The sequence below is a fragment of the Schaedlerella sp. genome, assembly GCF_056796775.1.
In genome coordinates, this window is the sequence record NZ_JBQIKP010000010.1 from 23,610 (window position 1) to 46,770 (window position 23,161).

The 23,161-nt window shown below is 48.2% G+C and carries 23 protein-coding genes; 11 read left to right on the forward strand and 12 right to left on the reverse strand.

Translation table 11 applies throughout. The features are described from left to right. Positions 1–61: 61 nt before the first annotated feature. From ACTOY7_RS06950 to ACTOY7_RS06975, 6 genes are all read right to left on the reverse strand, one after another. Positions 62–253: a hypothetical protein gene (locus ACTOY7_RS06950; protein ID WP_160280531.1), complete on the reverse strand. Its 192-nt coding sequence runs from the start codon at positions 251–253 to the stop codon at positions 62–64. A gap of 169 nt (positions 254–422) precedes the next feature. Next, entirely contained in the window at positions 423–2,027 is a 1,605-nt protein-coding gene (locus ACTOY7_RS06955; RefSeq protein WP_300886073.1) for a response regulator, read from the reverse strand. Further along, the gene (locus ACTOY7_RS06960) at positions 2,020–3,822 is read right to left on the reverse strand and encodes a sensor histidine kinase (RefSeq protein WP_482670945.1); all 1,803 of its coding nucleotides are present in this window, start codon (positions 3,820–3,822) and stop codon (positions 2,020–2,022) included. Before ACTOY7_RS06960 ends, ACTOY7_RS06955 begins: the two co-directional genes overlap by 8 nt. Positions 3,823–3,958: 136 nt before the next feature. Beyond that, entirely contained in the window at positions 3,959–4,798 is an 840-nt protein-coding gene (locus tag ACTOY7_RS06965) for a carbohydrate ABC transporter permease (protein WP_394683387.1), read from the reverse strand. A 15-nt stretch (positions 4,799–4,813) separates the two neighbouring features. After that, the gene (locus ACTOY7_RS06970; RefSeq protein ID WP_160280527.1) at positions 4,814–5,722 is read right to left on the reverse strand and encodes a carbohydrate ABC transporter permease; all 909 of its coding nucleotides are present in this window, start codon (positions 5,720–5,722) and stop codon (positions 4,814–4,816) included. Between the two features lie 133 nt (positions 5,723–5,855). Continuing rightward, a complete protein-coding gene (locus tag ACTOY7_RS06975; protein ID WP_482670946.1) occupies positions 5,856–7,175 on the reverse strand; it encodes a sugar ABC transporter substrate-binding protein in 1,320 nt (439 codons plus the stop codon). 348 nt (positions 7,176–7,523) lie between these two features. On the opposite strand from ACTOY7_RS06975, the gene ACTOY7_RS06980 reads away from it, so the two are divergent. After that, positions 7,524–8,702, forward strand: coding sequence for a Gfo/Idh/MocA family protein (locus tag ACTOY7_RS06980; RefSeq protein ID WP_300822648.1), 1,179 nt, complete (start codon positions 7,524–7,526; stop codon positions 8,700–8,702). A gap of 78 nt (positions 8,703–8,780) precedes the next feature. Here the strand turns inward: ACTOY7_RS06980 and ACTOY7_RS06985 are convergent, their stop codons facing one another. From ACTOY7_RS06985 to ACTOY7_RS07005, 5 genes are all read right to left on the reverse strand, one after another. After that, a complete protein-coding gene (locus ACTOY7_RS06985; RefSeq protein WP_482670947.1) occupies positions 8,781–9,119 on the reverse strand; it encodes a type II toxin-antitoxin system HicB family antitoxin in 339 nt (112 codons plus the stop codon). Then, positions 9,116–9,370, reverse strand: coding sequence for a type II toxin-antitoxin system HicA family toxin (locus ACTOY7_RS06990; protein WP_160280523.1), 255 nt, complete (start codon positions 9,368–9,370; stop codon positions 9,116–9,118). The genes ACTOY7_RS06985 and ACTOY7_RS06990 overlap by 4 nt, the downstream gene beginning before the upstream one ends. A gap of 630 nt (positions 9,371–10,000) precedes the next feature. Next, positions 10,001–11,407 carry an MBL fold metallo-hydrolase gene (locus tag ACTOY7_RS06995; RefSeq protein ID WP_482670948.1) on the reverse strand — a complete coding sequence of 469 codons (1,407 nt, stop codon included), beginning with the start codon at positions 11,405–11,407 and terminating at the stop codon, positions 10,001–10,003. Positions 11,408–11,484: 77 nt separating this feature from the next. Further along, entirely contained in the window at positions 11,485–12,039 is a 555-nt protein-coding gene (locus ACTOY7_RS07000) for a hypothetical protein (RefSeq protein WP_160280521.1), read from the reverse strand. 21 nt (positions 12,040–12,060) lie between these two features. Continuing rightward, complete coding sequence (locus ACTOY7_RS07005; protein ID WP_482670949.1) at positions 12,061–12,867, reverse strand: FliG C-terminal domain-containing protein; 807 nt, start codon at positions 12,865–12,867, stop codon at positions 12,061–12,063. Between the two features lie 247 nt (positions 12,868–13,114). Here ACTOY7_RS07005 and ACTOY7_RS07010 point away from each other — a divergent pair, with 247 nt between their 5' ends. Beyond that, on the forward strand, positions 13,115–13,330 hold the full coding sequence (locus ACTOY7_RS07010; protein ID WP_160280519.1) for a hypothetical protein: 216 nt from the start codon (positions 13,115–13,117) through the stop codon (positions 13,328–13,330). Positions 13,331–13,409: 79 nt separating this feature from the next. Here the strand turns inward: ACTOY7_RS07010 and ACTOY7_RS07015 are convergent, their stop codons facing one another. After that, positions 13,410–13,634, reverse strand: coding sequence for a helix-turn-helix domain-containing protein (locus ACTOY7_RS07015; protein WP_300822661.1), 225 nt, complete (start codon positions 13,632–13,634; stop codon positions 13,410–13,412). Between the two features lie 192 nt (positions 13,635–13,826). Here ACTOY7_RS07015 and ACTOY7_RS07020 point away from each other — a divergent pair, with 192 nt between their 5' ends. The 9 genes from ACTOY7_RS07020 to ACTOY7_RS07060 all read left to right on the forward strand — a co-directional run bounded on the left by ACTOY7_RS07020 (position 13,827) and on the right by ACTOY7_RS07060 (position 23,127). Continuing rightward, positions 13,827–14,399, forward strand: coding sequence for a hypothetical protein (locus ACTOY7_RS07020; RefSeq protein ID WP_482670950.1), 573 nt, complete (start codon positions 13,827–13,829; stop codon positions 14,397–14,399). 146 nt (positions 14,400–14,545) lie between these two features. Further along, the gene (locus ACTOY7_RS07025) at positions 14,546–15,190 is read left to right on the forward strand and encodes a hypothetical protein (protein WP_482672128.1); all 645 of its coding nucleotides are present in this window, start codon (positions 14,546–14,548) and stop codon (positions 15,188–15,190) included. Between the two features lie 2 nt (positions 15,191–15,192). Beyond that, positions 15,193–15,576, forward strand: a complete 384-nt coding sequence (locus ACTOY7_RS07030) for a hypothetical protein (protein WP_482670952.1) — start codon at positions 15,193–15,195, stop codon at positions 15,574–15,576. A gap of 191 nt (positions 15,577–15,767) precedes the next feature. Further along, positions 15,768–16,874 (forward strand): ADP-ribosylglycohydrolase family protein, encoded by a 1,107-nt coding sequence (locus ACTOY7_RS07035; RefSeq protein WP_482672127.1) that lies wholly within the window; start codon positions 15,768–15,770, stop codon positions 16,872–16,874. A 43-nt stretch (positions 16,875–16,917) separates the two neighbouring features. Further along, entirely contained in the window at positions 16,918–17,985 is a 1,068-nt protein-coding gene (locus ACTOY7_RS07040) for a hypothetical protein (RefSeq protein ID WP_482670899.1), read from the forward strand. Positions 17,986–18,099: 114 nt separating this feature from the next. Then, positions 18,100–18,222: a hypothetical protein gene (locus tag ACTOY7_RS07045; protein WP_394683855.1), complete on the forward strand. Its 123-nt coding sequence runs from the start codon at positions 18,100–18,102 to the stop codon at positions 18,220–18,222. Next, positions 18,215–18,850 (forward strand): hypothetical protein, encoded by a 636-nt coding sequence (locus tag ACTOY7_RS07050; RefSeq protein WP_482670898.1) that lies wholly within the window; start codon positions 18,215–18,217, stop codon positions 18,848–18,850. The genes ACTOY7_RS07045 and ACTOY7_RS07050 overlap by 8 nt, the downstream gene beginning before the upstream one ends. A 108-nt stretch (positions 18,851–18,958) precedes the next feature. Beyond that, a complete protein-coding gene (locus ACTOY7_RS07055) occupies positions 18,959–20,515 on the forward strand; it encodes a 3' terminal RNA ribose 2'-O-methyltransferase Hen1 (RefSeq protein ID WP_482670897.1) in 1,557 nt (518 codons plus the stop codon). Continuing rightward, the gene (locus tag ACTOY7_RS07060) at positions 20,506–23,127 is read left to right on the forward strand and encodes a polynucleotide kinase-phosphatase (protein WP_482670896.1); all 2,622 of its coding nucleotides are present in this window, start codon (positions 20,506–20,508) and stop codon (positions 23,125–23,127) included. Before ACTOY7_RS07055 ends, ACTOY7_RS07060 begins: the two co-directional genes overlap by 10 nt. Positions 23,128–23,161 lie beyond the last annotated feature (34 nt).

Below are 23,161 nucleotides of genomic sequence, written 5' to 3' on the forward strand. Positions count from 1 at the left end.
CGCGGTCAAAATTACGGGCCGCGTTGTTTTAATTACGGAACTCTTTTTTTTAATCGTACGGTTATTCTTTTATTTTGTCAAGTTCTGTCAGATTCACACCTGCAGTACCAAGCAATGCTTTTAAAGAAGTATATTCTTCTTTCAGATCAGCGTATGTTTTTACTGCATTTTCTTCCTTCGCTAAAAGCATACGTCGCTGCACTCTCTGAAAATCGTGGATAGATCTTTCTATAATTTCCAGATTATTCGGCATGAAATCACCTCCCTCTTATGGATGAGCACTTTCGGAAACTTAGGAACAGGAACATATAATATGAAAACACGACTTCTGATAATCTCATTGTATCAAAAGGAAATATAAGAGTAAAGTCTTTATTTGATGGTAAATCATTTCCAGCTGCGCGGCTGCGGCCTGCGTGATTTTACTCCTTTCTCTTATATCCATCCGGCGAGATTCCTTCATATTTCTTAAACACCTTGGAAAAATACGTGCAATTCTCAAACCCCAGGACATCAGACACTTCATACACCAGCTTCCCCTCCTCCAGCATCTGCTTCGCCAGCGCCACCTTCCTCTGATTCACATATTCTATAAAGTTCACCCCCATTTCCTTCTTAAAGACTGTACTCAAATACGCATTAGACACCCCGGTCTCTTTTGCGGCCTCGGACAGATGGACCTGGGTTGTCAGATGGCTGTCGATATAGGAGAAGATACTTTTTAACAGGTCCGACCGGCTGCATTTGTATGCCACAAAAAACTGTCTGTAAAAAATATCCTGAAATTCCAGGAACCAGCCTTCGATCAGATTCAGGCTGCCCATCATCATCAGCCTCTGATAGTGGCAGTTATTACCCCGGACCCGAATTTCTTCGATCGCCCCGTTTAATTTCTGTGCGGTCATGGAATAGATTCCCAGCATATCCATGAAGATCCGCCGCAGCACATTGATATGGATATAAGGGTCCGTCCGGATCGTGGACAGGATCTGGCGGATGACAGCTTCCGATTCCTTCCCGGAAAATGTCTCCACAGCCTCCTTGAGACTGTCAAGCAGCAACCGGGTCCCTTTTGGACTGTGTTCTTTGAGTGCGATTTTTTCCGGAAAATAACAAAGCTTTTGTTCCTCATCGTAATAACGGATGACCAAGATCTGCTCCGCCAATACGATCGCGCGGTTTACGGCCTCCGTATTTCCCATGACCGATTCATGGATGCCGAAATAAACCTTCCCAGGGAGATAGTCTGTCAATTCCTGATGAAGCTGCAAAAAGAATTCCCTGGAAAAATGCCGCTCAAAAAGGAAGCAGCAGAGCCGGTGGCCTTTGATGATCTGCATATACTCTGTGTAATGCTCCGCAAACCATTTTTTTGAAGCGTTTGCCGCAGCGTAAAAGGAATGCTCCGCAGACCATTTTTCCGCGGCTTCGGCCGCGGCATAAGCGGGATCTCCGGAAGTCGGTTTTTCTGCGTCTCTGGCTGTCCGGCAGGCGGAGACGTCCGGGATCTCTTCCGGAGGCAGGATGCACAGAGCCGTCCTGTAAGTTCCCACGTTCAGAAAAAGGTCCTTTCCATTCGGATTCAGGATCTCATCATAGCGGATCTCATGGAATGTAAAGGAGGACAGCTTCTCATCCCGGTCATTGCCTGTGCGGAGCTCCTGCCGGCATTTTTTCAGGATCCCCAGCAGTTCCTCGGAGGAAAGGTTCAGCTTCCGCAGGTAATCATAGGCGCCCAGCTTCATGGCCTCTTTTACCATATCAAATTCCTCGTTGCAGCTGATCACGATGACCCTGCAGTCCGTATTCTCGTCTTTCAGATGCCGCAGGATCCGGAGCCCGTCGATCTTAGGAATGTTCAGGTCCAGGAGGATGATATCCGGACGGTGCTCCCGGATCCTGTTCAGCGCCTCTTCCCCATCCGCCGCGTCGGGTAGAAGGGCGAAGCCATATTTTTCCCAGGGGATCAGCTGGCGCAGGCCGATTCTGGACAGTATTTCATCTTCAATGATCAATACACTATACATGTGACCTTCCTTTCGGTATGCGGATCCAGATCTCAAAACCAGTCATGGACTTTTCATTAAAGATCAGTCCGTAGGATTCGCCGTAAAGCATTTTCAGCCTTGAATTTACATTATACAGCCCAATCCCTGTAAAAGCACTTTTATTCTTATTTGGCTCTTTCAAAAGCTGATTCATTTTTTCTTTATCTGCCGATTCTCCATTGTCAAATACAGAAATTACAAAATTGTCCGGATATTCCACCGCAGACACGATGATCTGTCCGGCCTTCATATCCTTAACGCCATGGAGGATGGCATTTTCAACGATGGGCTGCATGGTAAACGCCGGAATCTCATACAAATACAATTCGGTGGGGATGGTGTTATAAAAATAGAAGGAATCCCCGAACCGCATCTGCATGATATCCACATAGGCCTGCAGAAGAATGGCCTCCTGGCCGACAGTAGTCATGCCGTTTTTGCTCTGATAGACGGCCTGGAGGATGGCGCCCAGGGATTCCAGCGCCCGCTCGGTCCGGCTGTCCTGCTCCTTCTGCGCCATGATCTGAATGGAATGCACCGTATTGAAGATAAAATGCGGAGAGATCTGGGACATCAGCATTTCATAATGCGCCTTTTCCTTCAGCTCGCTTTCCAGCTTGACCCGCCGGATCAGTTCTTCGATTCGCTCCCCGGCCTTGTTATAGCTGGCGATCAGCTTATTCATTTCCCCAAAGGAAACCTCCTCGTCCCGGAGCCTTAAGATCCCGCTGTCCGACTGTTCCAGCAGGTCTACCATACGGATCAGCGGGCGGGATAATTTTCCGGAAAAATAGAACATGGTCAGGATCGTCAGAAAAACCAGCAGTACGATCAAAACCAGTATCCCGAAGGCGATCCCGGAAAGTTCCTCCCTGTAGTTAGAGGCGGGGATGGAATAGACCAGGATATTTCCGGAATGCTCCAGTGGGACAGCCATATAGTAATCCGTGCCGCCCATGATGCCCCTCAGCACATGCTTCTGATCCAGCTTCCAGCCGGCGGCTTTTTGGGACAGGCGGTTCAAAAAGCTGGCATCCCTCCCATTATAATCAATCAGCCGGTGAAATTCATTATCCAGGATATAAAAAGCTTCCTGGCCGGAGCTTGCCAGCGCTTCTGTATAGTTGCCCCAGATCTTGGAGGCGGACAGCTGGACCATGATGATCCCCAGGGACCGTCCGGAATAATCCTGGATACTCCTTCCGATGTACAGGTGCTGGTGGTCCTTGATCGTATAATTGGACATGGCCCGGAAAACACGGATCAGTTCCGGCTGAAACGTGATCTTCCGCCCGTTCTCCAGAATGGTGTCATACCAGGATTCCTTCTCATAATCCAGAGTGGTCTTGCTTAAATGATAGGAGCTGATCAGATAGCCGTCCGAGGTCAAAATGGCGATCTTGCCGTCCACTGCATTTAAGACGGAGCTCTCCAGATCCGCAATCCGTCCCGACAGGCCGGATCTTGCGCGGTAAAGCTCATAGCTGTCCGAGCACTCGCCCAGCAGCCGGAGGCTTTCCAGAACGTCCCGGTTGACCATCATCATGCTGGTGGAATAATTCATCACCTCAATGATCTGATCCGCGTTATTCTTGATCTGGAGCAATGAGGAGCTGTCAAAGCGGACCTTGCTGTCACTCATGACCTTCTGCAGATAGATATTGAGGACCATCAGGCCGAGACACAGGGGGAGCACAACAAAGATGCTGATATATACGATCAGCTGCGTCCGTATTCCCTTTTTATGAAATTCCAGCAATTTTTTCGTTCTCATACTTCCTCCTACACATATCCATAGTTTAACACAAATCAGCGTGTGAAAACAGTGAAATTAGCAGCCAGGTTCAGGGAAGCCCAGCAATTGAAAACAGACTGCGCATCACAGGACGGCAGTCTATTTCATATTTGTGTTATCCTTTCACGGCTCCGGAGGACAGACCGTCCACCAGATTCTTCTGAACCAGGGCAAAGAAGAGGAGAAGTGGGATCAGGCTGATCACCACGGCCGACATCAGCAGCCCCCAGTCCACGGAATACTGTCCGACAAAGTCCTGCATTCCCACCTGGATCGTTTTCTTCAATGTGGTATTGATGAAAATGGACGCGTACATGTATTCATCCCAGGAGGACATAAAGCAGAAGAGCGCGGTTACGAACAATCCCGGCTTCGCTACATGGACGATCACGGTGAAAAAGGAACGCAGCCGGCCGCATCCGTCGATCATGGCCGCTTCCTCCAGCTCCCAGGGGATCGTATTGAAAAACGCGCAGGTATTCCAGATGGCGAAGGGAAGCGTAAAGGAGCAGTACATCATGATCAGCCCCACATAGCTGTCGATGAGCTGCATCTGCTTCATGATGATATAAAATGGAATACAAAGCAGGATTCCCGGAAACATCCGTGTCATCAATACAGCCATTTTAAGTTTTTCCGACCCGATGATGTAATATCTGGTCAGGCCGTATGCGGCCATCACGGACAGGACCATGCAGATCACCGTAGTCACAACCGTGATAAAGATACTGTTCATAAAATACCGCACAAAATTAGACTGGAACAGCACCTGGCGGAAATTTTCCAGAGTGATGTAGGTGGGAATGATCTGATCAGGATCATAAATCTGTTCCGAGCTTTTCAGCGCGGTCAGTACGACATAGATAAACGGCATGACCGCAAGGAAAACCATGATCCATATAAAAATATAGGAAATGGAAAGACGGACTCTTTCCCCTTGTTTTTTTGGCAGCAAATCGTCCACCCCTTTCTATTCTTTTTCCCGCACCAGGCGCAGGTAGATCCAGGAAAACCCTGTCATCACGATGAACAAAATGACAGAGGTTGCCGCCGCAGTGCCGAAATTATGGTTGATAAAAGCTTCCCTGTAGGCAAAGGTATACAGGATCTCCGTACTGTACAGCGGTCCGCCTCCGGTCATGAGCCAGATCGTATTAAAGCAGGAAACGATACCGATGAGATTCAGGATCGTGGCAATGGCCAGGGGCTCCTTGATGATGGGAAGCGTGATCGTCCAGAAGCTCTGCCAGCGGCTGGCTCCGTCGATCTCGGCGCTCTCATAGATGTCATTGGAGATCCCCTGCAGTGCGGCCAGGATAAAGATCATCTGAAACGGGATCCCCTTCCAGATCGCGACCAGGATCACGCACCAGAATGCGGAATCCATATTTCCCAGCCAGGAGACGGACTCCGTGATCATCCCCAGCTTGACGGCCAGGATATTGATGATCCCCACGTTTGCGTTAAATAAAAAAGTAAAGGTCATCGCTGCAATAGCATGGGGAACGGCCCAGGGAACCAGGATCAGGGTTCGGTACAGGGAACGTCCTTTGAGCTTCTGATTCAGCGCCAGCGCCAGCAGCATGGCGGCCAACAGCTGGATGACCAGATTTACGATGGTCCATTTTACAGTATTTCCGATGGACTGCAGAAAAATTTTGTTGGAAAAAATATTTTTATAATTGTCAAGTCCGGCAAAGGTATTGAAAATGGCGTCGTTTGGCCTGACCAGGTTATAATGGACAAAGCTGAGATAGATCCCGCGGAACAACGGATAGATGGAAAGCGTAAATACGGCGATCACCGCCGGCGCGAGCAGCACATATCCGGGCCAGTTCTTTTTCAGATCCAGACTTTTTTTAATCCTTTTTTTATTCATAGATTCCTCTCCTGTAAAGGTATTTATATCCACCCATTCAATCCATGTGATGATTGAGCGGGTGGATATACAGACCGCAGACAGATTCACCGTTTAGGCGGAGCCTGCCGTATTCATTTTCTGATCGATCAGACTACTGGTAATTGGTCTGAATATTTTCCTGCAGCTTTGCCGTCAGGGAAGCCAGCGCTTCATCCGCGCTTGCTTTTCCATAGTCTACTTCCAGGATCGCGTTTGTGATTAGCTCATCGATCACTTTTTCATTGATGACAGCAGGACGGGCGCAGGTATATGGAAATTCATCTGTAAATACCTGGAGACGTTCTTTTCCTTCCAGTGCCTTTGCATAGTCGAAATCTTTTCGCGCGGAAATCTTTCCTTCTACAGCCAGGATGGAATCCCCGGATTCGGAATTCAGGTAGCTGATCAGGTCGTAAGCAGCCTCCGGATTTTTGCAATTGGTATTGATATTCCAGGTCCATCCGCCCAGTACGGTTGCCTGTGTTTTGCCTTCCACCATAGTGGTGATGCCGTAATCCAGATCCGGATTGATCTTGTCGATTCCAGGAGCACACCAGTCGCCGCCCAGAAGGAAGGTTGCCTCTCCGTTGGCAAAGCTCTCATATACTTTATCCCAGGTTGTAGCTTCCTTGAAGGATTCTACAAGCCCGCCGTTTTCGATGATATCGCAGATAAAATCCCATGCCTCTTTTCCGGCTTCATTGTCTATCACAACCTCCGGAACCTCGCCGTTGGTGTCAATGACCGGACATTCGTTCTGATAAAAGAAGGAATAAAATGCATAGGCGCTTTGATAAGTAATGATCCCGCCGTAACCGGCATCCTTTACCACCTTCAATGTATCGGCCAGCTCTTCCCAGGTGCCGGGAACCTCCAGATCCAGCTCTTTTAAGCGTTCCGCATTATAATAAAATCCGCAGCAGTCCATGTACCAGGGAACCGAATGATATTCACCCTGGAATTTTCCGGAATTTAAAGGCCCTTCCTGATATTGGCTGATCAATTCCTCGGCGGAGGTCAGCTCGCTTAATGGATAGAGCAGTCCCATTGCAGCCAGGTCGATGGCGTGCCCGGAATTATCCATGGTTACGATATCCGCACCGCCTCCGGCCAGCGCCGCAGTCTGGAAGGATTCCTTGATATCCTGTTGCGAAGCGCCCTGCAGGGTGATCTTGATTTCCGGATGAGCTTCCTCATACTGCCGGATCACCTTCGTAAATTCCGCACCGAGCTCAGTGGATTCATCTACCCAGTCGTTTCCCATGAGAAGAGTGAGCTCTGTGGCGTCGGAACCGGATTTCTGCTGCTCCTGAGCTTGATCCTGCTCCGTGTTTTCGTTTGTGTTCTTCGTACCACCGGAACCTCCGCAGGCAGTTGCTCCGAGTACCATAGACGCGGCCAATAAGATAGCGGTCATTTGTTTCTTTTTCATATGTTGTATCCGTCCCTTTCATTTTTCTTTAAGTTTTGCCGGCTGTTTCTTATATCTGTATTAAACCACACCGGGGGTTTGATTAGAATAAAGATATTTTTTCAGTTTTCTGGAAAATACCAAAAAAATAGGTGCGGTATTTTTTTACTGCCCCCACTTCTACTATTTTTAACTGTTCTTCCGGATTTATATAAAATATGTTCATTTTCGACGAGACTGCGGAATCTTTTTCTGATAAAAGGCGCAAATCCTATAAATTTTTTTTATTCCTGTTTGGCATGGTATGCTCTACAATTTTTGTAATTGTTCTGAACAGTTACACCAATTTTAAAATGGAGGAATCAACGTATGAAAAAATTGAATGTAGCCCTGGTAGGACTGAGCTTCGGTCTGGAGTTTGCCGCGATTTACTGCAAACATCCGGATGTGGACAAGGTATATCTGGTGGACCAGAATGAAAAACTGCTGCGCATCGCAAGGGAACGCTACAGCATCCCGGAGGAACGGTGCCATACGGATCTGCAGGAGGCGCTGGACAATCCCGAGATCGACGCGGTGCATCTGGTGACGCCGCCGGCGACCCACGCTCCTTTTTCTGTCCGTGTATTGAATGCGGGCAAGCACTGCGGCTGCACCATTCCCATGGGAATGAGCATCCAGGAGCTGAATGATGTGATCCATGCCCGGAAGCAGTCCGGAAAAAATTATATGTTTATGGAAACCACGATCTTTCAGAGAGAATTTCTTTATATGAAGGAGCTCTATGAGAAAGGGGAGCTTGGAAGGCTCCAGTATATGACCTGCGCCCATTATCAGGATATGGAGGGCTGGCCGGAATACTGGAAGGGCTTTCCGCCGCTCATGCATCCCACCCATGCGGTTGCGCCCTGCCTGATGCTGGCGGGACATCTGCCGGACCGGGTATACGCAAGGGGCTCAGGCAAAGTCAGAAAAGAACTGGAAGAGCAGTACGGATGTCCGTATGCGTTTGAAGCGGCATTTATCTCGCTGAAGGACAGCGATGTGACGATCGAAATGGAACGCTTCCTCTACGGCGTGGCCCGGAGTTATTCCGAATGTTTCCGGATCTACGGGGAGAATAAGAGCTTTGAGTGGCAGCAGCTGGCAGATGAGGACCCGGTTCTCTACACCAGGACAGGCGCTCTGGAGAAGGTGGATATCCTGACCGATGAAAACGAGGAATCCAGCCGGGGCGGCGAGATCAGAGAGGAGCGGATCCAGATTCCGGACTATGCCCACCTTCTGCCGAAGGAGATCGCGATGTTCACTCAGAATACGGTCTACAATAATGAAAACACGCATCTGTCATTTACCCAGGGGGGCGGCCACGGCGGTTCCCATCCCCATCTGGTCCATGAGTTCGTCCGCTCCATCCTGGAAGAAAGAACACCGATCATGGACGATATCATGGGAGCCTACTGGACCGGCACCGGGATCTGCGCCCATGAGTCGGCAATGCGGGACGGAAAGGTGATTTCTATTCCGGCTTTTGAAAAAGTAGAATAAACAAAAGGCGGATGCCCCTGGACTGCTGTCAGATGCGGTCACAGGGGTACTTGTCTGTTCCTTTCAGCAGTACACTGACTATGAAATAACAACGGATTTCCGAAGTGCATTCTCCACAAAGCTGTTCAGAGACATTTGGCGGGAAGTGGCGCAAACGACCAGCTGCTTATGGAGTTCCGGGGAGATTCGGATATTGAAGCTGCCTTTATAGGCTTTCTCTGGCTCCCTGCCTTCCGCCTCACAGACCGAGAGATAATCATCAACTGCACTGTGAAAATCAGAAATAAGCTCGTTGGCATTTTTGCCTTCATAGGAAATCAGGGAACGGATCCCCATGACTTTCCCGAAAAAAAGAGCATCTTCTTCCGAAAACTCAATAGTTCCAATATAACCTCTATATTCAAATGTATTATTCATATGAGACCCTCCTGTTCCAAAATTTCTAATAATTGTTTTATCTGGTAAGCTTTCAATTCTTTTTGCGGATGCGGTTTATGGAGTAAGATATCTCCATGTTTTTCATTGGAAAAAATTACACGGGAACCACTCGTTTTTCCTTTATTAGAGCGGATATAATCGAGACAATTCAGCAGAGATTCCGCATCATCAAAAGTAAAATCTTTCGGTTTTGACTTGAGCCGCTGTATTAGCTTTTCTTTTCTTCCCATAGATTATCCTCCTCTTTATCTCTATTATACTTGGTATAAAGTAAAATAGCAACTAGAAATAGTTGCAGAAGATATTAGAAACCATATTATAGTTTCATGTATTCCGTAGGGGTCATACCGGTATACTTTTTAAATTCTTTCCACCTGTACGGTTGGATGCTCTAAATCAACAGGGGAGGCCCGGCAGCACAGCTGATCAACGACGGAGAACTGGATCCGGAGGAGCTGTAAATATATACTGAGCGCGGATAAATCTGCCGCACAGTATAACATGACGCGCATTGTCGAGGAAAAGCTTAAAAGAATATATGCGGAACGACCTGATGATGCTGCCCACCACTATAAAAATTCAGCAGCTATTTTATATATGGGACGAATTATGGATCTGTATATGGACGTGATCAAAAAACTGATCGAACGTCTGGCGGAAAGGTGATTTCTATTCCGGCTTTTGAAAAAGTAGAATAAACACAAACCATCAGAGACAGATAAACAGACGGCACGATCCCCTGATTGCTTTATATGCGAAGTCAGGGGATTTTTTTCTCGGCCTCCGGCTATGAAATAACAACAGAATTCCGAAGTGCATTCTCCACAAAGCTGTTCAGAGACATTGGAAAACGTATTTGCTCAATCGGGACAAGTCCGTATTTTCTTTTTTAATGCATCACTGATGGAAAGATCATAAAAGCCAGCCGCATTTTCCGTATGTATGGGATAAATGGCCTCTTTTGGATCTACGGCTTCGATCATTCTGGCAATCATTTCCGCATCGGCATGGCCGCTGGTATGAAGATGTTTGACCTCTATGCCTTTTGCCTTCTGCCGTTTCAGGAAGGAATCCCAGCCCGCCTTGTAAGCTTTGTGCCGGGGATCCAGATAGCCGTCCCATAGGGAATAGATGATGGCAGGCTTTAGATCGAGGAACTCGTCAATATACTTCTCACAGAAATCCTCCGGCTTGATGACTGCCAGAAATCCATATTCTCTCATAAGTTCTTTCTGCTTTCTGCACGTATCCCATTTCTTATGAGAGAGACTTTTTTCCAGATCCAGCGGGTAAACGTATTCAAATCGATAGAGGCCAGTATATTTTCCGGCCGCTTCGGTAAATGTATTTAGCTGCCGGATGACATATTCACTGTAAGTGTACATCCGCATTCCATAGGGCTTTGTATTTTGCGCGGCAGCATAAAAGGAAGCAAGGGAATCCAGGTTTGTAGAAGAGCAGATCAGGAACACATACTTATGGTCTTTGAAATATTCTGCCGCTTCTTTCTGCAGATCAGCTTCTGTGATGATTTTTTCCGAACCGCGGTTCATCATAGTACCCTCCGTGATGAGGATATCTACATCCTTGTTTCCTGACCGGCGGACATATGTATTGATCATAGGGATGATCTTTTCCCCGCGGTAACCATGCCCCCGGAAATCTCCGGTGTGCAGAATGGTCTGCTCCGGTGTCTCGACCCGGTACATAAAGGCGTCATAGGCGGAATGGTCGATGGTGTACCCTGTGACCGTGACTGCGCTTTGTGCATCGGTCCTTCCGTTTTCACCGGGGAGAGGGAGTACGATGGGGTGCTTCATTGTAACTTCAACAATCCGGTCGTTATCACGGAGGATGGACAGCGCTTTTTTTGCCCTGTTTTTTGTGTCGGAATCCCGGGATTTTTCCAAATATGTATAGATATTGATCAGAACCTTGCGTGTTACGGCTCCCATATACAGCTTTATACCAGAAGGGATTTCTGCGAAACGGCCGATATGATCCCCATGGTAGTGGGTAAAGAAAACGCCGTCTACGGGTTCATGTTCCCAGTCGTATTTGAAATCTTCCGTGATATCCGAGCCGGGAAGGGACTGACCGTAATCGATCATGAGGCGGATTGCCCGGGGGGCCTGCATGCGCTTTGGCGGAGCCTGTGTTTCCGGTTCGCGCAGAGCAGGATTATCGGATATCTCCGGGGTATATGTTATGACCGTTACACATCCGCCAATCTGGCTGCCCTGATAGATTTTTACATTTGTGGACATTTTGCGTTCCTCCTATATATGATACTCACGGCCCATTTATCTGGCGTGCAGTATATTTTTTCCTACCGTGTATTTGGTCAGATTGATTCATATTTCGGAAGGATTTTCGTAAGCTCCATTTTTTCACATCTTTCCCGGTATTCCTGCCGCCAGTTTAAAGGAAACAGGGTTTCCAGCGCATCCTTTAAAGCATCTGGCGAATATCCCTTTCTGATATAAAGTGCTCCGCAAATATAAATATAGGAGACCATCGCCTGTATTCCCTGCGGACCCCTGCTCCAATAGTCGTTTGTCGCTATTTCAACGATTTCCCCATATGGATAGCAGTCTGCCACCATCTGGATGGGAATCCGCAGAGGTTCAGGCAAATCCTCTATCAGAATATCCAGACACAGAAGCCCATGCCTCCTCGCCGTCTGTGCAAGCGCTAAGATATACAATGCCGCATCGATGAGAAAGCTGGCATCCGCATCGCAGGCAGACTTTAATTTTTTAAAGGCATCCTGCCTTACATCATTTAATATACCGTCTCGTACTCTCTCTTCTGTAATTCCCTCTGAGATTTTTTCTTTTAAGTATTCTAACTTCCAGCCTTTATCCAGTCCTTCCAAAACCTTTTCTTCTAAAGTCATTTTACCTTCCTCCTTGAGTTGTCAAAGTATTCTGATTTCCCCGGAGGCCTCCAGCCGTCCGAGAACGAGTAACATGTTGGAAATGCTCTGGGATGCGGTCTTTTTGCTTATGGGATGCAATTGTACGGCAGTTTCTTTGGCTGTTGTACCGCTGCGTCTGCTCAGGTTTCGTATCACCCTGTCCCGTACATCTTCGCCGAGAGCACAGATACAGGCGGAAACGGTGTTCATATCCATATCCCGGAGGAGTCTCTGTACATCCCGGTCCGGCAGTCTGCCAAGCACCGATTCCAGAGCGTGGATGTTCTCCAACATTTCCTCATCCTGGAATAACGGCCAGATGATATGGGAAAAGCTTTCTGATATTTCTTTCTCATGGCGGGATTCCATTTCCTGATATGTCCTTTCTGTCAGTTCCTCAAATTCCCGGCGAAGGCTGCCCGGAGGAAGCAGGGACTGAAGGAGATATCTAAATCCAGCCGAAAGCAGGTGCTCAGGGTCAGAAATGTAAAGAGCTGTCCGAATATAGATATATGCGGTCATAGCCTGGACACCCTGGAGATCACGGCTCCAATATTCATTCGTGACAAGTTCGATGGCATCGTCTAAATCATATGGATCCGAAATAAATGTGCAGACGGATCTGAAAAATTCTGACGGGGAATCCTTCACAGCCTGTTCCATGGCGGAAAGTCCATATAAATCCCTTGTTTTCACAAGTGAATATATGTAGACGGCTGTGTCAGTCAATAAATGGAGATCCTCCGTATTCGCCGCCTTTAATTTCTTGATCGCGTCCCGTCTTACATCATCTAAGATTTTTTTCATGATCATTTTCTCCTTGTATTGAGTCCGATGGGAGTATATTTCAAAAATTATAACACAGGCAAGGTACCGTGGATGACAACAGTGTGGCGGGTAATTTATAATATTTGAAAAAAGTATTCCGAAAAGTATATATCTGCATCGCCATGTCATTGTCGTTTATCTGCGGAGCAGTATGATATATTGGTGAAAGAATGAATTACGCTGGTGTGCATAGAAAGGAAAAAAGATGCAGGAGCTGTATTCGATCATGAGAGATTTATTGGAAGTAGAATACAATCAAAAATCTTTGCTGTACATATTAAAGAGGCTGGAAGCTTCTTATGGGAATGAGCAGGAAGAAAAATGGATCGCGAACAGCGCCGGATATTACCTGGAAGCCTTGCAGAAAGAACTGAGAGGGGCCATCAGCCGATTAGATGCTTATGTGGCGGAAAAAGCGGAAAATCCTGCCTCATCAGGATAAGGAACTATGCAAAAATAATCTTACCATAAGCTGAATACCGCTCTAAGCGGGCGGCGGCTGCGTGTCAGGGAATGTGAGGTCAATCTGCCGGATACGGTTTTTTCTGGTTACTGGCGCCGGCAATATAATCCATAGAGACATTGTAGAATCTGGCAAGAATCAGAAGGCTGTCAACGGGAATCCTTGTCTTGCCGCTTTCATAATCTGCGTAGGTTCTCTGCCCGATATGGAGCAGGTCTGCAATCCTTTGCTGAGTCAGGGACTTATCCTCCCTGAGCTCGCGTATCCGTTCATTATACTTCATGTTAGTCACACCTCGGTTCGGCTGTAAGGAACTGCCACAGTGTAGATTAGGAACTATTTATGGAGCTGTGTACCATGTGGCACAGCATCCGGGCCTAGAATATATTCAGTATAAAGTAAAGGCATGGGACAGTTGACAAATAGAGCTATAAACTCTAAAATGGAAGGAACTGAAAAAGGGAGGAGGAATCGAATGGGGAAGTTTATTGAGCTGTCAAAAATCGAACGGCAGCTTTTATTATATGAGATTTTCCTGCACTGCGAAGTGACGGAATTTGCTGAGATCACATCCAGGCTTCCCATCAACAAGCGGATGATCCAGCGGGACATTGTAGATCTGCGGGAGGCCGGGCTGATGGATGTGGTATATTCTAAAAAAGAACGGGGATATGTGAAAAAAGACACGCCTCAGTTTCATGAACACGCGGCCGGAAAACGGAGGCAGTCTTTAAAACGCCTGTACCGCCTGGGAACATTGATGACCGAACTGGAGAATGAGGACATTGCAGACTGGGAGAAGGAACTTGAGAATGAGGACGGCGAGGCAAAAGAGTATTTTACCGCGAAGGATTCCTATTATGAATTATTTCCCGAATCCTCAGAGCGTACCCGCCAGAGGGATTTTAAGACCCTGAGGCGGATCGGGCATGAGGTTGGATATGACAACAATGACCATTGTTTTGTAATGGAAGAGGATTATGGGCTCCGGGAGGATTTTGACGTGAAAAAGAAGGGGGGAAAGCTGATCCGAAGATCCAATGAATGAGCGGATGTTGGAGTCGATATCTAGTACAGCACCGCAGGGGGAAATATGGGTGACACACTATTGTCGCTTTGTGGCAATCCGGTATGTTATAGTGCTATACGAAAGATGCAGGAAGTATCCACTATACAAATGGAGGAATGCCGATCATGAACTATTTATGTGTCGCAGTAAAAAAAGAGGTCATAACAGAAATATTTTACAGCAGAGATGAGGCGCTTGCGTATTTCCAGCAGAAACATGGAAGCCGGATCGTAGAAAAAATGGAGGAGAGTGAAAGACGGCTGGAGAATCAGATCACCATTCTTGGACGGAAGCTGGAAAAGTACAAAGACCAGCCGGAAATGAGGCAGCGGCTTTCCGAACGCAGGCAGGCGGCAGAGGAGAAGTGGAGAGATCTCGAGAGATGGCTGAACGGGGAAGATGAGCGAAAGCCTGTATATATGGAAGAAACATTTGACCAGTATAAGGAAAGGCTGCTTACGGAGGATGAAGAACTATTTTTTCACATGGCGGGGATTTACTGTCTGGGTACTCGCTACAGGGTGGCCGAAGAAAAGCATTACTATATGTGCAGACTGGTGGAAGACATGGAAGGAAGCTCTGAGGCAGTCAGGCATCTGCCGGAGAAGATGGCGGAGGGAAGCCATTTATTCTATGTCTGTGCGGAGAGCTCTGAAACGGTAAAAAGATACAGACAGCAGATTTCCAAAATAAGGGCACAGGTGAGACGGGATTATAATAAGAACCGGGCGTTGATGAAAAATCCGGGAATATTCAGGGAGGTGCTTTGAAGATGGGCGTACATACTTTGGCGGACAAAGTCCGCCGGCCCTGCAGGGGAGCGGATTGCGATATGTCGTTTATCTATGCGTTTATAAATTCAGAGGATGTGGCCAGACATTGCCGGGAAATCGGACATCGGTTTACACCTATACAGAGCGCATATCTGATCGATCACAGCTATCGGCATACGCTCGGGGAAAAGCACAGGGCATTTCAGTGGGGTACGGAGCATATGCAGGATGAAGAGATGCTTTTCGGATCAGAAGGCCGGGCAGCCGTCAGGGAAGGAAGAAAACCGGAGACTCTTCATTGCTTTTTACAAAAATATATGCATCTGCAGAATCAATGCCTGGATGAATTTTTTGATGTGAGTGAAAGCTGCGTTTATAAATAAAGCGACTGTGATCACGGTATGTATGAAGGAGTCTGTGAAAGCGGGTGTAACTGTAATTGCTATGAAGGAGTCTGTGAAAGTGACTGTAATCGCGGTATGTATGAAAGCGTCCATGACCCGGTGGAAGAATACGGTAACGGGCGTAAATGGTCTGAACAGGAGGGAAATTATAAGACTGCGGAGGAGATCAGATGTATAAGGAATGCGCAGGTAGTGCGGGTTTTGGCGGCTCGGAGCCGGAGGAGCATTTTATCCATGCAGGGAGTATCAGGGAGCTTCGGTTATATCAGGGGTTATTCGGATTCTGTGTGGGAGATGCGCTGGGAGTTCCGGTGGAATTCTCAGACAGACGCAAAAGGAAGGAGGATCCGGTTCGGGAGATGCGCGCATACGGAACATATCACCAGCCGGCCGGAACCTGGTCTGATGATACATCCCTGATGCTCTGCCTGATCAATGCAATCAATCAGGGATATTCCATACAAAAGGCAGCAGACAATTTTGTGGATTTTTACAAAAACGGGGCATTTACCCCGTATGGAGAGGTATTTGATATCGGTATTTCCACGCGGGAGGCCATTGAAAAAATGTGCGGAGGCGAATCGCCCGTCAGATGCGGCGGGAATTCCGATCTGGATAATGGGAACGGTTCCCTGATGCGGGTGCTTCCGCTTGCGTTTTACGGGCTGCGGATGGAAGGGCCGCAATTGATTTCTCTGGTGGAGGAGGTTTCTTCGCTGACTCATCGACACAGACGTTCCATATTCGCATGTATCTTTTATGTGAAATTTGCGATTCGTCTGGCGGAGGGAGACTCGAAAGAAGAAGCGCTGGAAGGTACGATCGGGTTTATAAAAAAATACTGCTCGGAAACCTGCGCGGCGGAGCGGGAGCATTTTGACAGAATTCTCAGTAAACGGATTTTGGGACTGGCAGAAAATGAAATCCGAAGCACAGGGTATGTCGTAGATACACTGGAAGCGGCTCTATGGGCTTTTTTTGGCGGGGAATCATACAGGGAGATCGTGCTGAAGGCCGTGAATCTGGGCGGGGATACTGATACCATAGCGGCAATTGCAGGCGGGCTGGCGGGAATCTATTACTGTGCGTCAGGAGAGCGGGCTGCAAAGGGCGGTACGGCGGAGATTTGGGAAGGAACCTGGGAGGAAGATAGCCCGGCGGAAAGAGAGGCGGGAATCCCCAGGGAATGGCTTCAATGTATTGCGAAAAAAGAAGAACTGTACCGGATGTTCCGGCAGTTTTATAAGGTCTGTGAAGGAAAATGGCGGGATAGGTAGTATTTTAGTGGAGATAAAAATCTAAAATTTAAGGAGGATGAAAATGAAAGAGTACGACGGAAAAGCAAAAGGAAAAAAGGAAGGAGTAGAAATTGGCATGAATGATATGATAGAAAATGAATTAAGGAAGAAACATAAAAACTTGTATCCATTGTCTTCTGAACATATTCAATTATCTTCAAATATCAAATTTTTTGAAAAAGACGGAAAAATTGAAATTCTTTTAAAGGAAGATGCGATTGGAAGAGGAGAGAAAAACAATAATATGCAAGAGGATTCTGCTGCTTTTGAAGGATGGGCAGTAATTTTAAAACGTTATTTAGAAAAAGATATCAAATTGGGTTTTGCTGTTCCATTAAATCTGGAAGATCTGAAAGGAGAATTTGAGGGTAACGGACATTTTAATAGATTTTTATATAGGGCGCTTCGGTTTCGGGAACAGTATGAGTGGTTTTCATTGTCTGAGGATTTAGAAACAATAATATTCGCAGAAGATGGGTTTTGCGATTGGCTGAAAGAGAATGGAGAAAGCTTTGTCAATAATGTGCCACTGCAGGATAACAAAGAGTCAAATAATGATAAAATTTCCGAAAATTGGGTGGAAAGAATGTTGGCGGGAAAAGAAAGTATCCTTCACGATGTGATTGAAAATGAAAATTCAGAAGGAAATGAAATTTTCCGTCAGCTTCCGGTAGGGCTGTTTTCAAATACGGTAAAAAGAGAAAATGAAGTATTTGCAAAAGGAAGTGCAGCGGTAGATTTATGGACGTGGGCTGGGGATAAGCTCTATGCATTTGAGTTAAAATACAGAAATAAAAAGGTTGGTATCATAGCGGAACTCTTTTTTTATGCAAATTATCTGTACGATTTGCTTATTGAAAAGAATTTTACTCTGAATGAAAAAAATACTAAGAAAAGAGGATATCATAATCTGCTGAAAAATAAGTTTAAAGAAATCTGTGCATGTATGCTTGTAGATGAAATACACCCGTTAATTGATGAAAAAGTTTTGGAAATATTAAATGAAAATAAATCAATAAATGATATAAAAATTTCGTACATAATGCGGAAATACAACATGGAAAATGGGTGTGTATCACTTGCGAAGTAATAAACTGATCATTACAAGAGGGAGTGACGCTTTCATTATTTTCCGCGTGGCAGAGTGGAAATCCGGAGGCAACGGGCGCTCATCTTTCTGAATCCCTGCCTCTGTTATGAGGGGATGCTCCGAAAGATAAAGGCAGAATTTCGGTTGGATCGCAATGAGGCGATCCGGGATATCTTAGTGAAGGCAGACGGCAGCAGGCATTATCAATGTGATTGTGAGGAGGATATGGATGGATAATCGAACGTATCTGGGTACTACGGCATGGATGGTTCGGCGTGACGGCAGCATTTTTCCGGTGGTACAGCATATTTACGGGAATCCGGAGGATGTGGAAGAGACGCTTTTTGCCGCGGAATGGCTTTATGAGCGTACAAGACGCAGACAGACAAGGAAAGACATCGAAGCATTTGTCCGGATGTGGGGGCTGCAGTTTGCGGAGGAAACAAACGGAGAAGAGTTAAAGAACCAGATTTATCACAGGATGGAAGAGCGTCCGTATCCGTTCATTACCCGTCAATTCGCAGACAAAATCGTGGATATCATTGCAGGGTGGAAGGACCATGGCGGACATGCGGATGAAACCATGGACATCAACGGATATTGCAGGCAGGTGACTCTGGATCTGAATGAGGAGTTTCTAAGAGTGCGGTTTGGCGGCAAGTACCGTACGGAGCCGGGAAACCGGACGCTGTACTTTCGGATTTCCTCGGAGAATTACAATTGGGGCAGAGTGATAAGGGAATTTGACGATCATGTCTGCTCTCAGCTGCATAGTGAAGGATTCATCGTGATGGCTGATCAGGAATCGGCAGAAGTCAATCCTGTGATCTTAAAACAGAAAAAATACTTTTTGGCCGCAGATTAAAACAGATGTAAAAAGACATCGATGTTCAGAGCGACAGATTGCGGACTTGTCCGCTGCCATTTCGAATCGTTATATGCATGTGGAAAATGGAAAGGGAGTGTGTGGAATATGCTTCTCACAATTACATACAGGATCCCGGATGGAGACGCAGGGCATTCCGCCCGGGATCTGAGCTGGCTCCTGCATAAAAATCCATCCAGGCTGCACGAATTTTCCCTTCCTATGGGAAAGGCGTATGTATGCTATCCGGAGCGATTGGATGAGAGGACTACGGCGGCGTTGCTGCTTGATCTGGATCCGCTGGATATTGCAAGGGGAAAGCCGGGAGCCAGATACAGGAAGCTCTCGGATTATGTCAATGATCGTCCCTATGCGGCATCTTCGTTTTTAAGCAGCGCCATTTCCCGGGTATTCGGTACGGCCATGAGCGGGCGCTGTGAAAAAAAGCAGGAGCTGGCGGACAGCCGGCTGGAGCTTTCAGCCTGTGTGTATATGTTCCCCGTGGGGGAGAAAAAGGAACTTCTAAAGGAAAGATTTGAACCGCTTGGATATCGCCTGTCCTATGAGTGCTTCCCGATTGATGAGCATTTCCCGGAGTGGGGCGAAAGCCCCTATGTCAATCTGACGCTGAGAGGCCGTGTGCGTCTGGCAGACCTTCTGCGTCATCTCTATGTGCTGATCCCTGTTTTTGACCGGCAGAAGCATTATTTTGTTACGGAATCTGAGATTGATAAGCTCCTGATCCATGGAAAGGGCTGGCTGGAAACACATCCGGCGAGAGAGTGGATCGTGCGCAGATATTTTGCAAAGACACGGAGCTATGCGGACATTGCGGTACACAGACTCCGGGGAGAAGGCGGGGGAGAATCCGAAGGAGAGGCAGGAAGCGGACGGGAGTGTAAAGAAGAAGGCAAGTGGGAGCCGACAGAGCAATTCCAGAGAAAGTGTAGATACGTTGGTGAGGAAGAGGGGGCATGGGGGCCAAAGGAGCAGTTTGCGCCGTTAGATCAGCTCCGTCTGGAAGCAGTGCGGCGGGAAGTGATCCGCTGCGGCGCTTCTTCTGTCATTGATCTGGGCTGCGGGGAGGGAAAGCTTTTGGAACTTCTTCTTCCGGTCCGGGAGATTGGAAAGCTGTGTGGGATGGATGTGTCAGTGGAGGCACTGGAAAAAGCGCGGAAAAGAATTTCGGGCAGAGAATATTCCAGACAGGTGAAAGGATATCCCGGGCAGGGCAGAAGATATTCCGGGGAAGAAAAAGAGTATACCGGACAGGCGAGAAGGCTTCCGGAGCTGTTCCAGGGCTCCCTGCTGTATCAGGACAGCCGTATCTGCGGATTTGACGCGGCCTGCGCGGTGGAGGTCATGGAACACATCATGCCCGAAAAGCTGCCCATATTCGAAAAGGTTCTGTTTCAAAAGGCGGCTCATCCGACAATTATTGTCACGACACCGAATCGGGAGTACAATGCACGCTATCACTGTGCGGGCGGGGGGATGCTCCGTCATGAGGATCACCGCTTCGAATGGACGAGGGAAGAATTTACGGCCTGGATCGAAAAAATCTGCGGGCAGTATGGCTATGAAGCGGAGGTCAAGGGGATCGGGGAAATGGATGAGCGCTATGGATTTCCAACTCAAATGGGGGTGTTTACAAAATGCAGATAGAACTGCCCGAATTCTCACTCATCCTGCTGGTGGGCCCGGGCGCGGCCGGAAAAACGACGTTTGCAGGAAAACATTTTCTGCCTACGCAGGTTCTGTCATCCGATGCGTTTCGGGGTATGGTATGCGATGATGAAAATGAGCAGAGTGTAACGAAGGATGCCTTTGAACTTTTGTATCATGCGGCGGAGAAGCGGCTGGCTCACAGGAGGACAACGGTCATTGACGCCACCAATCTGCAGAGAAATGACCGCAAAAGAATGTTAGAGCTGGCAAAAGCGCAAAATGTACATACGGCTGCGATCGTCTTTCACCTGCCGGAGAGCGTGATCCGGGAACGGAATCTGGCGCGGAAGGACCGCAGGCTTCCGGAAGCGGTGCTGAAATCCCAGCTTATGGCTCTCAGATCCGGTATGCGGAAGTTCAAAAAGGAGGGCTTCCGTTTTGTCTATGTGCTGGACAGTGAAGAAGAGATTGAGAATGCCGAGATCGTCTATACAAAGCTTTGGAGTGATAAAAAAGAAGAGCATGGACCCTTTGATATCATTGGAGATGTACACGGATGTTTTGATGAACTGACAGAGCTTCTTGACAAGCTTGGCTATGAACCGGGGGAAGACGGGATTTACCGGCATGCCTGCGGGAGAAGGGCGGTATTTGTGGGGGATCTCTGCGACCGGGGACCGAAGAACGCGGACGTGCTCCGGCTGGTGACGCGGATGGTCGGCGCGGGTACGGCATTCTGTGTTCCGGGCAATCATGACGATAAGCTGAGAAGGTATCTGGAACACGGCAAGGTACAGATTTCTCACGGACTGGAAAACACGATCCGGGAGCTGGAGCGTGAAGAGGAAGGATTTCTTGAGGAGGTCCGGGCGTTTTTGGAAAATCTTGTCAGCCATTATATATTTGACGGGGGAAGTCTTGTGGTCTCACATGCGGGAATCAGGGAGGAGTACATCGGCCGGGTATCCGGCAGGATCCGGGCCTTTTGTCTCTATGGAGACACCACTGGGGAGACAGACGATTCGGGCTTTCCGGTCCGGCGAAACTGGGCCGCAGATTACCGGGGAGCGGCCACGATCGTTTACGGGCATACGCCCCGGGAAGAGGTGCAGGCCGTGAACCGCACGTATTGTGTAGATACCGGATGCGTGTTTGGCGGAAAACTCTCCTGTCTCCGTTATCCGGAGATGGAAGTGGTAAGCGCTGCGGCTCACAGGCAGTATTGTGAGGGGAGCCGTCCGTTTGGCGGCAGTGAAAAAGAAGATGCGGGGATTCTGGATATTCAGGATGTACAGGGAAAGCTGCATCTGTCTACAAGACTGCTGCCAGGCATCACCATTTCGGAGGAGAATACGGCATCGGCACTGGAAGCGATGAGCCGGTTCGCGGCAGATCCTCATTGGCTGATCTACCTGCCGCCGATGATGTCGCCCAGCAGGGCGAGTTCCAGGGAGGATTATATGGAATATCCATGGGAGGCATTTCAGGATTATCAGAAAAACGGAGTGGGGCGTGTGGTATGCGAGCGGAAGCATATGGGCTCCAGGGCGGTGATCGTATTGTGCCGTACTGCCGACACGGCCAAAAGACGTTTTGGTGTGGGGGATGGAAGCAGAGGTATTATCTACACCAGGACGGGAAGACGCTTTTTTGAGGAAACGGATATGGAAGCGGAGATTTTGGAAAGGCTGGATCAGACGCTGGCTGAGAATGGCTTTTGGGAGGATTTTCAAACGGAATGGGTCTGTCTGGATACCGAGATCATGCCCTGGTCCGGGAAAGCAAAGGCTTTGCTGAGAAGCCAGTATGGCCCGGTCGGGAGAGCAGGCAGGGAGTCGCTTTCGGCGGCCGTCCAGGTTCTGGAGCTTGCAGCCGGGAGTCTGGACATCCAAAACACGGACGAGGATGCATCCCGCCGCGGGACAAGCGAGGATGTGTCTGATGACAGGACAGCCGCAGAGCATTTTGAAAAATCTTCGGAAAGAGAACTCCGCAGTCTGCGGCAGCATTTTGCCAAAAAGCGGACTGCGGCGGAAGAATATGTAACAGCTTACCGACGGTATTGCTGGAATGTGGATTCCGCGGGGGATCTGCGTATTGCGCCTTTTCATCTCCTGGCCTGTGAGGGACGGGTGTTTTCCGGGGAGAAGCATGTCTGGCATATGGAAACATTAAAGCGATACTGCACGGGACGTGATCCGATTTTTATGGAAACGGAATATCTGGAGGTAGATTTATCCCGCAGGGAAGAACTGGAGAAGGCGGCCAGATGGTGGGAGACGCTGACGGAAAACGGTGGGGAAGGGATGGTGGTCAAACCGGAGACATTTGCCGTATGCGTGGGCTCACGGCTGATACAGCCGGCCATAAAGTGCCGGGGGAGGGAGTACCTGCGGATCATATACGGCCCGGAATATCTGACACCAAAGCATTTGGCACGGCTAAAGCAGCGCTCCCTGTCCCGTAAGCGGAGCCTGGCGTTAAAAGAATTTTCACTGGGGCTGGAAGCTTTGGAGCGGTTCGCGGCGAAGGAACCGCTTTACCGGGTACACGAGTGTGTATTTGCAATCCTGGCGCTGGAAAGTGAGCCGGTTGACGCGGCGCTGTAGGGATGAATATGGAAAGTAGGAAGGAGAACGGAAG